The sequence below is a fragment of the Methylobacterium sp. ARG-1 genome, assembly GCF_001262595.1.
Lineage (GTDB): Bacteria > Pseudomonadota > Alphaproteobacteria > Rhizobiales > Beijerinckiaceae > Methylobacterium > Methylobacterium brachiatum.
The window spans coordinates 79888-92500 of the sequence record NZ_LHCD01000024.1 but is presented as its reverse complement, the minus strand read 5'-3'; the positions used below and the strand labels follow the sequence as shown (position 1 = coordinate 92500).

Genomic DNA, 12613 nt, shown 5'->3' with positions numbered 1-12613 from the left:
GCCCCCGGGCGTGACGCTCGCGGCGGGCACCACGTGCAGCGTGGCCGTCGGCGAGGCGGCCGCGGGGTACCGCCTGGTGTCGCGGCTGGATTTCTTGCCGTGACGCCGCCTTGGCGCTGAGACACCGCGCATCAGCGATGCCAGATTGGTACCGACGCGCGACCGCAATCCCTGTTCCGCAGGCGGGGCTTGCTCTGCTGATGCGGCTTTCGTTCTCTTGAAAGCCTGTTCCGTTCGCCATAAAGAACGCGCTCGCAAGCCGGCCGGTCACGCGCGCCGGTGCAATTCCGGCACAGGAAGGACGAGCCGATGCCAGAGGGACTCGATGCCCGCACGATCGCAGCGACCAACGGTGTGGCCCAGGATACGTCCTTCGGCGCCGTGATCGCGCCGATCCACCTATCGACGACCTTCAAGTTTCCGGCCTTCGAGCAGCCCGGCCCGTACGATTACTCCCGGCTCAGCAACCCGACCCGCGACCAGCTCGCCGACACGATCGCTAAGCTCGAGGGCGGCGCCCGGGCCGTGATGGTGTCGAGCGGCATGGCGGCGCTCGATCTTGCCCTGTCGAGCCTGTGTCCCGGCGACCTGCTGGTGGCGCCCCATGATTGCTACGGCGGGACGCACCGGCTGCTCAGCCTGCGCGCCGCCCGCGGGCAGTACCGTGTGATCTTCGTCGACCAGACCGACGCGGCGGCTTTGGCCGCAGCGCTCGCCGAGAAGCCCAAGGTCGTGCTGGTCGAGACGCCGAGCAATCCGCTGATGCGGGTGGTGGATGTCCGGCGCGTCACCGGCCAGGCCAAGGCGGTCGGGGCGCTGGCGGTGGTCGACAACACCTTCCTGTCGCCGGCGCTGCAGCAGCCGATCGCCCTCGGGGCGGATCTCGTCGTCCACTCGACCACGAAATTCCTCAACGGCCATTCGGACGTGATCGGCGGGGCCGTGATCGCCGCCGAGGCCTCGGTCGGCGACGAGCTCGCCGCCTGGGCCAACACGATCGGAGTCACGGGCTCGCCGCTCGACGCCTACCTGACCCTGCGCGGCATCCGCACCCTGTTCGTCCGGGTGGAACGCCAGCAGCAGAATGCCGGGCAGCTCGCCGCCTTTCTGGATGCGCATCCGGCGGTGAGCCGCGTCCACTATCCCGGCCTGGCGTCCCATCCGGGCCACGCCATCGCCAAGGCGCAGCAGGCCGGGTTCGGCGCCATGCTGAGCTTCGAACTCGTCGGCGGCCGCGCCGCCGTGAAGACCCTGGTGGAGACCCTGCAGGTGTTCACGCTGGCCGAGTCGCTGGGCGGGGTCGAGAGCTTGATCGCCCATCCGCCGACCATGACGCATGCGGCGATGGATCCCGAGGCGCGCGCCATCGCGGGCATCACCGACGGCCTGCTGCGCCTGTCGATCGGCCTCGAGGCCGTGGACGATCTCCTGGCCGACCTGTCCCGCGGCCTGGAGGCGGTCACGCGCGGCTGAGACGGCGGCTCACTCCTCCTCGACCACGCTGAAGCCGAGCGCGTCCTCGACCACCCGGTACCGGGACAGCCGCAGGGTCTGCGACCGCTCGGCCGCCTCGTCCCGGCATTTCAGGACGTGGGCGGTCCGGTTGACGACCTGCAGGTTCGGCACACCCCAGTAGCCGAGCAGCTCCGGCCAAGCCGCGTCGCGGTGCTCGCGCCAGACCCGGTAGAGCGGCACGGCGTGGTCGACCTCGGCGGTGCGCAGCAGCCGTTTGCCCGACGCCTTGCAGCGATGCCCCTGGTGGCGCTTCAGCACCCGGACCTGCTCATGCGGGGCGATCCAGAACTTCCAGGCGGCGACACAGGCTGCGTGCCAGGCGGCCTTGCCGTTCGGCACGCCCTGCCCCCAGAGGTCGCGGTGCCAGCCGAACCGATAGACCGGCTGGCCGCAGATGCAGCAGGCGCCGCGGCCGCGGGCGAAGGCTGGCTCGCGGAACGGGGCGGGTGGAATCCGGAAGCTCGCCGGCCGGCCGCCGGCGCCGCCCTCGCCGAGCTGCCAGGTCCAGCCCTCCGGCGTCCCGGAGCGCGCCGCCAGCGCCCGGGCCAGCCGGTCGGCCCGCAGGATGTGGTTGCGCCAGTAGCTCTCCACCGCCAGCCGCGGGGTCGGCGGGATCAGGGGCCGCGTCAGGGCGTGGTGCAGGACCGGGGCCGGGAAGATCGACGGCAACGCCCGTTCCAGGCGGGCCCGGGCCTTGGCGTTCTTCAGGTCGCGCCAGCTGGGTGTCGTGATCGAGACCGTCATGTCGGGCCGTGCTAGCGCGCGACGCGGGGGAAGGCGACGGCATCCGGGCCACAGGTTCGGGTCGGCAGGCTTAAGAAAGTGTTTCCCGTGAAACATCGCCGCCGAGGCCTGTGGCGGCGCCCTGTCCACGCCTACAGGTCGACCGACATCGACAGCAGGTAGGTGCGCGGCCCGCCCTGGAAGAACGTCCCGAACGAGGCGACCCCGGTCCAGTAGCGCGTCCCCGTCGCGTTCAGCACGTTGGCCCGGAACGTCGTCCGGCGCCCGTCGATCACGGTGGCGTAGCGCAGGCCGAGATCGAGCCGCGCCCAGCCCGGCAGCGCCTGGGTGTTGGCGAGGTCGATGTATTGCCGCCCAGTATAGATGACCGCCCCGTCGACGGTCAGGCCTGGCAGCCCGGGCAGGTCCCATTCGGCGCCGAGATTGAGCTGCACGTCCGGCACCCCGATCGGCACGTGGCCGAGATTGGCGGCGGTGGCGGTCCGGGTCACGACGCCGTCGAGCAGGCTGAGCCCGCCCAGCACCCGCAGTTCCGGGGTGATCTCGCCGTAGACGCTGAACTCGAGCCCGCTGATCCGCTGCTCGCCGGTCTGGGCGAAGCTCCGGGTGACGGGGTTCGCCTCGCCGTTCGGCCTGGTGATCCGGAAGGCGCTGACCGTCGCGCCGATCCGGCCGAGATCGAGCTTCACGCCGGCCTCGACCTGGTGCGCCATGTAGGGTGCCAGGATCGCGCCGGCATTGCTTGCCGCCAGCGGGGCGACATCGCCGCGGCTCAAGCCTTCGATAGAGTTCGCGTAGAGCGACACGGCGTCCCAGGGCCGGACTACCAGGCCGACCACCGGGGTGGTCGCGCTTTTGTCGTAGGCGGAACTCAGCGTGCCGGCATTGGCCAGGTAATTGTGCGCCTCGACCCGCTGCCGGCGCACGCCCACCGTCAGCAGGACGTGCTCGTCGAGGGCCGACAGGGTGTCGGCCACCGAGACGCCCGACAGCGTGCTGTCGGACAGGCGCGGCCGCCCGGCACTGATCGGCGGGGGGATGTAGGCGGCCAGACGCGGCGCATAGATGTTCGACAGATAGGCGCCGCGACCGGCGGGGAATTGGCGGGCCGTATCCTCGTTGTAGGCCGAGGCCTGCACGACGAGCGCGTGGTGGATGGCACCGGTGTCAAACCGGGCCCGGGTGCCGCCATCGACGGTCGAGCGGGCGATCCCCATCGCGTAGAATTGCGGCGTGCTGGTCGTATCGCCGCGGGCATTGAGGATCGTCGGCGCGGACTGAAAGTAGCGCTGGACCTCCGTCCGCGCGCCGCCGGCATCGGCGAACAGCGTGACCGCGTCGGTGAGGTCGTATTCCAGCCGCAGCAGGGCGCCGCGGTCGTCGATATCGGAATACTCCCAGCGCTGGGTCAGGTTGAGGCGGCCGTCCGGCGCCCGTGGGACCGGCACGCCGGCCCTGAGCTGGAACGGGCGCAGGGGCGCGTCGAAGCGGTCGTTCTGCGCCAGCAGGGAGAGCCAGCCCCGGAAACGGTCACCCTGGTAATCGAGGGCGAGCGCCCCGACGCCGGTCATCTCGGATTGGCGCGCGAACGGCGTGTCGCCGCCATGCAGGCTGCCGACGACGCGCGCGCCCCATTCCCGGCCCGGTCCGAAGCGGCGCGCGACGTCGAGCTGGCCGCCGCCCGTGGCGACCGAGCCGTAATCCAGGCTGAAGCGGGTCAGGTCCTCGCCGGCGCGCTTGGGGACGACGTTGACAACGCCGCCGACCGCGCCGTTCGGCGAGACGCCGGAGAGTGCCGCGGACGGGTCCTTCAGCACCTCGATCCGCTCGGCATAGTCGGTGAAGACACGAAAGCTCGGCGCGACGCCGTAGATGCCGTCGAACGCGATCTCGCCGCTCGTTCCCTCGCTGGATGGGAAGCCGCGGATGGAGAAGGAATCGAACGGCGCCCCGGTGGTCTGGGTGGCGCGCACCGACGGGTCGCGGCTTAGGGCCTCGGACACGGTGCGGGCCTGCTGATCGCGCACGAACGTGTCGGTGTAGCTGGTGATGCTGAACGGCGATTTCTTCGCCTCGGTGTTGCCGAGCAGGCCGACGCGCCCGCCCTGCGCGACCTGACCGCCGGCATAGGCCGGCACGATCCCGCGCGCCGCGCCGGTGCTCTCCACCGAGAGCTCTTCGAGCTGGATGGTCGATCCGGGGCGGCCATCCTCGGCCCGTGCCGTACCGGCGGTGACCAGGATCAGGACACCGGCGCTCAGGATCGCAGGGGGGCCGCGAAACAGCGGCACGCACCGGCCCGAACGCATCATACCCATGGGAAACGACTCGCTGTCTCGGCGCCGAGCCGATCACGGGCGGCGTTTCATCCCGCGTGAAGCAAGTCAACGATAAACTGTAAACAAATCGTGCTTTTGCGTTGTAATAATTATATTTCCAAAGCCAAAAACAGAGACTACAACTAGATACGAATGGCCAATCTTGCGGAATCACACGACAGTCCAATGCTTTTACTGAACGACATGATGAGACTCATCGCCAGCGCCCGTCGAAGTCTGAGCATTGCATCCTCGCCCCCGCACCCAGCGGTGCAAAGTGGGATCGGGCGTGCGACGCGCCAAAGAAGTCTTCATGCCTTTCCGGCCAGCGTCATGCTGCCCGGCCTTTCGCCCGAGCCGGTCCGCTTCGCCCCGGGGAGACATAGATGCGTCCGTATCCACCCAAGCCCGCGCGCCCGGCCGGGATCCTGATCCTCGCCGCATTCTGGGCTTGCGCACTCCCGTCCGCCGGCGCGCGGGCCGACCAGCCCTCGGCCAAGCTGTGCCAGGACGCGACCTCGACGCCCGAGACCCAGACCTGTCTGCACCAGGCGCTGGAAGCCGCCGACGCGAAGCTCAATGCGGCTTACAGGAAGGCTCTGTCGATCATCGACCAGGACGACCGCCCGCAGGACGCGAAGGCGGTCTGGAAGGCTCAGTTCGCAACGGCCCAGCGCGCCTGGATCGCCTTCCGGGACGCCGATTGCGGCGATCTCACCTTCAGCGAGTGGAACAATGGTAGCGGCACCACCGGCGCGCTGTATGCCTGCCAATACGACAAGACCGTCCAGCGGACCGAGGATATCCTGAGCCGGTACCCACTCGATTGAGGCGCCGTTCCTGCCCGCGAGCCGGAATGACGGCGCGGACGTTTCGGGGTTCGCGCGACGCCCGCTCCGTCCGGGCAACCGCCCTCGCGCTGAGACACCGGGTGATGCGTTTGGTCCGACCCTTGAATACGCGGAGCCGCCGCGCTTGCGAGGGACCCGGATGATCGTCGACCTGAACTGCGACATGGGCGAGGGGTTTGGCGTCTATCGCCTGGGCGACGATGCTGGGATGCTGGCGATCGCCAGCTCGGCCAACATCGCCTGCGGGTTCCACGCCGGCGATCCGCTGGTCATGCACGAGACCCTGACGCTTGCCGCCCAGGCCGGCGTCCAGGCGGGGGCGCATCCGGGCTTCCTCGATCTCTGGGGCTTCGGGCGGCGCCCGATCCACGGTGAGCGCCCGGCCGATGTCGAGAAGGCCGTGCTCTACCAGGTCGGCGCGCTCCTGGCGCTCGCGCAGGATGCCGGCTGCCCGGTGCGGCACGTGAAGACCCACGGGGCGCTGGGCAACATCGCCAATGAGGACGCGGATCTCGCCCTGGCGGTGGCCCGGGCAATTCGCACCCTCGACCGCGACTTGATCTTCGTGGTGATGCCCGGCCTCGAGACCGAGCGGGCGGGCGAGCGGCTCGGCCTGCCTCTGGCCCGGGAGATCTACGCCGACCGCGCCTATGCCGATACCGGCAACCTAGTGTCGCGCAAGCTGCCGGGGGCGGTGCTGCACGATCCCGTGGAGGCGGCCGAGCGCGTCGTGCGGATGCTCGCGGACGGCGCGATTCTTTGCCTGTCCGGGCGGCGCATCCCGGCCCGGATCGACAGCATCTGCGTCCACGGCGACACCCACGGGGCCGTCACGATGGCCGCGCAGCTGCGCGCCGACCTCGCAGACCGGGGGATCGCGGTCAGGCCCATGGCCGAGGTGATCGGCGCCTGAGCGCATGGATTCCCGAGCCGGTTTCGGCCGTGATCCCGGGCGATGTCATGCAAACGTCGCAGATGGGCCAGAAAGCCACTCGCTGCTTGCAAGGCTGAGAGGGGCTCCATGGATTTCCACCGTCGCTTCACGGTTCTGATGTGCACCCCCGCCTTCGATCCGGACGACCTGGAGGGCGCGCGCGTCGCCCAGATCGTGGCGGCGGTGGAGAATCGCGGCTTCGAGGTGGTGCGGGCGCGGCGCGTCGAGGACGCGGCCATCGCGGTGCAGACCGATGCCGCCATCGGCTGCATGGTGGTCGATTGGGGCAAGCGCGGCCTCGACGGCAAGGCCGCCGCGCTCATCGACATGATGCGCAAGCGCGGCCTGGAGATGCCGATCGTCATCATGGTCCGCCGCAAGCGGCTGGAGGACATCCCGGTCGAGCTCCTGGACTTCATCGACGGCTATATCTTCCTGGCGGAAGAGACCCCCGAATTCATCGCCCGCGGACTGGTCAGCCGGGTGACGCAATATGCCGAGACCCTCAAGACGCCGTTCTTCGGCGCCCTCGTGGACTATGCCGAGAAGGGCAACCAGCTCTGGACCTGCCCGGGCCATAACGGCGGCATCTTCTACAACCGCTCGCCGATCGGCCGGATCTTCGTCGAGCATCTCGGCGAGGCGATCTTCCGCGACGACCTCGACAATTCGGTGCTCGATCTGGGCGACCTGCTGACCCACGAGGGTCCGGCCCTCAAGGCCCAGAAGGAGGCCGCCCGGATCTTCGGGGCGGAAAAGACCTACTTCGTCCTCAACGGCACCTCGGCCTCCAACAAGATCGTGCTGTCCTCGCTGGTGGCCGAGGACGACCTCGTCCTGTTCGACCGCAACAACCACAAGGCGGCCCATCACGGCGCCCTGTTCCTGGGCGGCGGCATCCCGATCTTCCTGGAGACCGACCGGAACGCCTTCGGGCTGATCGGCCCGATCTATCACGAGGCCCTGGACGAGACCCGGATCCGGGAGAAGATCCGGAGCAATCCGCTGGTGACCGATCCCGAGGCCTGGCGCCGGGAGCGGCCGTTCCGGGTCGCGGTGATCGAGCAATGCACCTATGACGGCACGATCTACGATGCGCAGGAGATCCTGGAGAAGATCGGCCACCTCTGCGACTACATCCTGTTCGACGAGGCTTGGGCGGGCTTCATGAAGTTCCACCCGCTCTTCGCCCGCCGCTTTGCCATGGGGCTCACCGGGCTCGACGAGACCTCGCCGGGCATCGTCGCCACGCAATCGACCCACAAGCAGCTCGCGAGCTTCTCCCAGGCGTCGCAGATCCACACCCGCGACGGCCATATCCGCGGCCAGACCCGTCGCGTGGAGCACAAGCGCCTCAACGAGAGCTTCCTGGTCCACGCCTCGACCTCGCCGTTCTACCCGCTCTTCGCCTCCCTCGATGTCGGCGCCCAGATGATGAAGGGCCGCTCGGGCATGATCCTGTGGGACGACACGATCCGGCTCGGGATCGAGTGGCGCAAGAAGGTCCGGGCGATCCGGCGGGAATTCGAGGAGAACGAGGCCGATCCGCTGCGGCGCTGGTTCTTCGACCCGTTCGTCCCCGACCGGGTGACCGGCCCGGACGGCGCCGAGATCGCCTGGGAGCGGGTGCCCACCGACGCGCTCGCATCCGAGCCGCGCTACTGGGAGCTCACCCCGGGGGCGGCCTGGCACGGCTTCAGCCACGTGGCGCCGGGCTACGCGATCACCGACCCGAACAAGCTGACGGTGCTCACCCCGGGCTTCGACCGGGCCACGGGGGCCTATGCCGATCACGGCGTGCCGGCCCCGATCGTCGCGCAGTACCTGCGCGAGAACCGGATCGTGGCCGAGAAGAACGATCTGAACTCGCTGCTCTTCCTGCTGACGCCCGGCGTCGAATCCTCCAAGGCCGGGACCCTGATCTCGGGGCTGGTCGCCTTCAAGCGGCTCCACGACGACAACGTGCCGCTCGAGGAGGCGATGCCGGAATTCGTCAACCGCCGGCCCAACCGCTATCGCGGGGTGCGCCTGCGCGACCTCTGCGCCGAGTTCCACGCCTTCCACCGGGAGGCCGGCACCTCCGCGCTCCAGCGGCGGCAATTCGCCCCCGAGCACCTGCCCGAGATGGTGATGGCGCCCAAGAAGGCCGCCCAGATGCTGACCCGCAACAAGGTCGACTACGTGCCGATCGCCGAGGCCGAGGGGCGCATCGCCACGACCCTGATGCTGGTCTACCCGCCGGGCATCGGCACCGTGCTGCCGGGCGAGCGCCTGGATGACCGCGCCAAGCCGATGCTCGACTATTTCAAGATGTTCGAGGCCTCCGCCAACCTGTTCCCGGGCTTCGAGGCCGAGATCCAGGGCGTCTACCGCGAGGTCGATCCGGACGGGCGGATCCGCTTCCACACCTACGTCGTGCGGGACGGCGCCTGATGGAGATCGAGCCCGAGGCGGGCGCCCCGGTCCCGGTGCGTCCGAGCCCGGACATCATTATCCGCGCCTCCTCGGACGCGGATGTCGAGGCCATGGTGGCGATCTACGAACATCATATCGGCAAGGGCGTCGGCAACGTCGCCGATTTCGACGACGAGGCGCGCCTGCTGCCCGACGACCTGAAGCGGCGGCGCAAGACCATGCGCAAGAAGCGCCTGCCCCACCTCGTCGCCGAGCGCGGCGGCCAGGTGGCGGGCTACGCCTACGCGGTGCCGTTCCGGAAGCGCCCGGCCTATCGCTACACCCTCAAGCACTCGATCTACGTGCATCCCGACCACCTCCATGCCGGGATCGGGCGCCGCCTCCTGCCGGCGCTGATCGAGGCCTGCGCGGCCGGCGGCTACCGGCAGATGATCGGCTACATCGACGCCGAGAACCAAGCCTCCCTGCGCCTCCACGAGACCTGCGGCTTCGTCCGCGTCGGCTACCTGAAGGCGGTGGGCTTCAAATACGGGCGCTGGTCGGACAGCGTGATGGTGCAGCGGGCCCTGGGCACCGGCTCCGAGGACCAGCCGGGGGCGTAGAAGTGCGGCCCGGGCCGCCCGACCCCTTGCCCTTGCCCTTGCCCTTGCCTGTGACCGTCACCGACGGTCGTAGCGTCGGCGGAGTTCGGCGGTGCGCTCCACGGTATGGGCGATGAGGCAGGCCGACATCGCCGGGCCGGCTCCCGTGCCGCTCCCCCATTCGGAGACGGTGAGATCCCCGCAATCGGCGTCGCGGAAACGCAGCCAGGCCTGCTGCGCCTGTTTGAGACGCGCGCGCCATGTCCGGCCTTCGGCGTCGTCGCCGATCGACGCCAGGGCCCGGGCATAGGTCGCGTTGAGGTCCTTGTCGGCAACCTGCTGAGCGGCCTCCAGGCAATACGCGATCCCGGAGCTGACGGCCTCGGCGCAGAGCGCATCGACCTGGCCGGTCGCCTTCCCGTAGGCCTTGGATAGGCTGCGGGCCGCGCCCTCGCCGTGGCGGTTCATGCAGGCCGTCGGCTCGTCCGTGTCGCAGGTCCCGGACGCAAGCGCAGGCGGGGCCGCCACGGCCGGCGGAGCGACGCTCACGGTCGCGATGACACCGGCACACGCCCCCAGAAGGGCGCCGAGAACGCGCTTGCTCATGACGACGTCCAACCAGACTTTGCGGGGGATCCTGCGCCTGGGCGCATCCGGCCGGGGCGATCGTACGGATCGGCGGCGCCGCGCTCAGGGTGATGATCGGGATCGCGGGCTGTGCCGTTCGATCGCCGCGTTGATCGCAGGACGATTCGTGGTGCGATCGACGCGGCGATACAGGAACTCAATAGTAGCGACCCGGGATGAAACGGGTGCGGGTCGCGTTCCAGTGTCCCCTCATGTAGCCGACCGGCCGATTGGTGGCGTGACAGGCCGGGATCCACCGCGTGCCGTGATAGCAGAGCTTGCCGTAGCGGCTGAGCCAGGCGACGTTGGTCACAGCGGTCTGGCCGCCGGTCGCGAGGCCTGCATCCATGGGGATGGCGGGCCCGGCATAGGCGGAGCCCATGCAAGCCGCCGACAGCATTCCAGCAACGATGAGTGATTTCATGATTGGCGCCTTTGCCAGATAACGAGCGGACTCGTTTCGTTGACAGTAGATCCGGCGGCCAATCCGTTGAAATCAGTAAGCCGCCGCGGAATGACATACCGCTGCCGGCTCAGGTCTTAGGTGTGTCAGAGCACGTCGGTTGTGCGCGAAAAACAGGCGCCCCGCCGCCCTCCCGAACCACGCGGAGACGGCGCGTTCCGGTGCGTCGGTTTGGAGGGGGTTTCCGCGGTGGCCGGGCCTCACGCCGAGCCCGCATCCGGGTCGGCGGCGCGCGCTCAGTGCCTCTCCGCCGGAGCGTCGGGCCGGGCGGTGGCGACGAGGTCGACATCGACCCCGACCTCGAGGGCGACCCATTGCCCGGAGGCCCAGGCGCCCTGGCCGACACCGAACGCGGTGCGGACGAGGCCGACATGCCCGGTGGCGTGCGCCCGGTCGCCGTCGAGCGACAGGTGGAAGGGCAGCGTCAGCGGGCGTTTCGTACCCCGGATCGTCAGGTCGCCGACGGCCTCGTAGTCGCCCCCGCCCTTGTCGACGAAGCGGCTCGCCTCGAAGCGCGCGTGGCTGGCGCTCGCCACGTCGAACCAGTCCTTCTGGGGCAGGGCCGTGTCGCGCTGGGTATCGCCGGTGCGGGCGCTGGCCAGATCGACCAGCACCGTGGCGCGGCCCGCCTCGGGCTTGGCGGGGTCGAACTCCACCCGGGCTTCGAAGCGCTCGAAGCGTCCGGAGAACGGGGTCCCGACCTGCACGCCCGAGAACCGGATCGCGCTCCGGGCCGGATCAACCGCCCACGGGGCGGATAGCGCGGGGGAGACGGCACCCGACAAGGCGGCCGACAGGCACAGGGCGAGGCGCAGGCGGCGCGGCATCATCGGGGCGATTCCAGGGCGTCGGGGAGCCCCGCCGGGCGGCGGCCGGGCAGCATCCGCCCCAGCACGCCGTCCCGCAGGATGAGATGGTGGCGCAGCGCCGCCGCCACGTGCAGCACCAGCAGCGCTGTGAGGATCCAGGCGCCGTAGGCGTGAAGCGCCTTGAGCAGCCCCTCCGCGCCCGCGGGATCGGTCAGGAGCGGCGCGAGCGGCAGGTGCGGCCAGGGCACGAGCCCGTACAGCACCGTCGGGATGTTGAACGGCGAGAGCGAGACCACGGCCCAGCCGGTCAGCGGCAGCCCGATGAGGAGCCCGTACAGGAGGGCGTGGGCCGCCCCCGCCGCCCGGCGCTCCCGGGCCGGCATGGCCGCCGGATAGGGCGGCGGCCGGTGAGCCAGCCGCCAGGCGAGGCGCAGCCCGGTCAGGACCAGCACGGTGATCCCGACCGACTTGTGCCACTGGTAGAGCGGGAACAGGCGCATCGGCGCCAGCCCGGCATGGGTCATGGTCAGTCCCATGCCGATCAGGGCGAGCACACCCAGCGCGCTCGCCCAGTGCAGCAGGATGGCCACCGCGGAGTAGCGCCGCGCCGATGCGTCGGGTGCCATGGCCATCCTCCCGCCCCGCGGTTCCGGGTCAGTCCTGACGCTCGAAGGCGCCCGCGATGGTCAGGTGCAGGTCGTCGCCGATCAGCGGCAGGTAGGTCTTCACCCCGAACTCGGAGCGCTTGAGCGTGCCGGTGGCGTCGAAGCCGACCGTGACCTTCTTGCTCAGGGGGTTCACGCCGGCCCCGACCAGGGTGACGTCCAGCGTCACCGGCTTGGTCACGCCGTGGAGCGTGAGGTTGCCGGTCACCTTCGCCTTGTCCTTGCCCTCGGGGGTGACCTTGGTGGACACGAAGGTCATGTCGGGGAACTTGGCCGCGTCGAGCCACTGGTCGCCCTTCAGCTCGTCGGTGAGCTTGGCGCTGGTCGTGGTCACGGAGGCGACCGGGATCTTGATCGACAGCTTCGCGGCCGCCGGGTTCTTCGGCTGCAGCTCGAGGGTGCCGGACACGTCCGAGAAGCCGCCGGCATAGTTCGAGAAGCCCATATGGGAGACCCGCCAGCCGACCTGGGTGTGGTTGGGATCGACCGCGTAGGTGCCGGCCTGGATCTGGGCCGGGTCGCGGGTCGCGGGGGACTGGGCCAGGACGGGGGTGGCGACCAGGAGGGCCAGAAGGCCGGAGGCGAGAATCGACTTCAAGGGTGTCTCCTACACAGCAGACGATCGTGCGCGATTCGGTGCGCCGCAGCCGCCCTGTAGACCCGTTCACGGCCGCGGTTGAGCCTGCTATCC

Annotated in this window: 13 protein-coding genes (1 of these 13 cut by a window edge); 6 read left to right on the top strand and 7 right to left on the bottom strand. The window is 69.8% G+C overall.

Annotation, left to right across the window (positions count from 1 at the left end; all coding sequences use genetic code 11):
* Together AKJ13_RS20500 and metB are read left to right on the top strand one after the other, a co-directional pair.
* A protein-coding gene (locus tag AKJ13_RS20500; protein ID WP_050735011.1) for an HlyD family secretion protein crosses the window boundary here: on the top strand, positions 1-103 show its 3' portion. Its footprint begins 806 nt before the window's first position; the window shows 103 of its 909 coding nt (coding positions 807-909); the start codon falls outside the window, past its left edge; the stop codon is at positions 101-103.
* Between the two features lie 206 nt (positions 104-309).
* Positions 310-1473, top strand: a complete 1164-nt coding sequence (gene metB / locus AKJ13_RS20495; RefSeq protein WP_050735010.1) for a cystathionine gamma-synthase — start codon at positions 310-312, stop codon at positions 1471-1473.
* Between the two features lie 9 nt (positions 1474-1482).
* Here the strand turns inward: metB and AKJ13_RS20490 are convergent, their stop codons facing one another.
* Together AKJ13_RS20490 and AKJ13_RS20485 are read right to left on the bottom strand one after the other, a co-directional pair.
* Entirely contained in the window at positions 1483-2259 is a 777-nt protein-coding gene (locus AKJ13_RS20490) for a hypothetical protein (protein ID WP_050735009.1), read from the bottom strand.
* Between the two features lie 131 nt (positions 2260-2390).
* Positions 2391-4577, bottom strand: a complete 2187-nt coding sequence (locus AKJ13_RS20485; RefSeq protein WP_200905668.1) for a TonB-dependent siderophore receptor — start codon at positions 4575-4577, stop codon at positions 2391-2393.
* Positions 4578-4963: 386 nt separating this feature from the next.
* Here AKJ13_RS20485 and AKJ13_RS20480 point away from each other — a divergent pair, with 386 nt between their 5' ends.
* The 4 genes from AKJ13_RS20480 to AKJ13_RS20465 all read left to right on the top strand — a co-directional run bounded on the left by AKJ13_RS20480 (position 4964) and on the right by AKJ13_RS20465 (position 9379).
* Positions 4964-5407 (top strand): lysozyme inhibitor LprI family protein, encoded by a 444-nt coding sequence (locus AKJ13_RS20480; protein WP_050735008.1) that lies wholly within the window; start codon positions 4964-4966, stop codon positions 5405-5407.
* Positions 5408-5567: 160 nt separating this feature from the next.
* Entirely contained in the window at positions 5568-6341 is a 774-nt protein-coding gene (locus AKJ13_RS20475) for a 5-oxoprolinase subunit PxpA (protein ID WP_050735007.1), read from the top strand.
* 108 nt (positions 6342-6449) lie between these two features.
* A complete protein-coding gene (locus tag AKJ13_RS20470) occupies positions 6450-8795 on the top strand; it encodes an Orn/Lys/Arg decarboxylase N-terminal domain-containing protein (protein WP_050735006.1) in 2346 nt (781 codons plus the stop codon).
* Entirely contained in the window at positions 8795-9379 is a 585-nt protein-coding gene (locus tag AKJ13_RS20465) for a GNAT family N-acetyltransferase (RefSeq protein WP_050735005.1), read from the top strand. Before AKJ13_RS20470 ends, AKJ13_RS20465 begins: the two co-directional genes overlap by 1 nt.
* A gap of 57 nt (positions 9380-9436) precedes the next feature.
* Here the strand turns inward: AKJ13_RS20465 and AKJ13_RS20460 are convergent, their stop codons facing one another.
* From AKJ13_RS20460 to AKJ13_RS20440, 5 genes are all read right to left on the bottom strand, one after another.
* Positions 9437-9964: a lysozyme inhibitor LprI family protein gene (locus tag AKJ13_RS20460; protein WP_050735004.1), complete on the bottom strand. Its 528-nt coding sequence runs from the start codon at positions 9962-9964 to the stop codon at positions 9437-9439.
* Positions 9965-10142: 178 nt separating this feature from the next.
* Positions 10143-10409: a hypothetical protein gene (locus tag AKJ13_RS20455; protein ID WP_007565163.1), complete on the bottom strand. Its 267-nt coding sequence runs from the start codon at positions 10407-10409 to the stop codon at positions 10143-10145.
* A 275-nt stretch (positions 10410-10684) separates the two neighbouring features.
* The gene (locus AKJ13_RS20450; RefSeq protein WP_200905670.1) at positions 10685-11275 is read right to left on the bottom strand and encodes a YceI family protein; all 591 of its coding nucleotides are present in this window, start codon (positions 11273-11275) and stop codon (positions 10685-10687) included.
* Positions 11275-11883 carry a cytochrome b gene (locus AKJ13_RS20445; RefSeq protein WP_144426317.1) on the bottom strand — a complete coding sequence of 203 codons (609 nt, stop codon included), beginning with the start codon at positions 11881-11883 and terminating at the stop codon, positions 11275-11277. Before AKJ13_RS20445 ends, AKJ13_RS20450 begins: the two co-directional genes overlap by 1 nt.
* A 28-nt stretch (positions 11884-11911) precedes the next feature.
* Positions 11912-12520, bottom strand: coding sequence for a YceI family protein (locus AKJ13_RS20440; RefSeq protein WP_007565167.1), 609 nt, complete (start codon positions 12518-12520; stop codon positions 11912-11914).
* Positions 12521-12613: the final 93 nt, after the last annotated feature.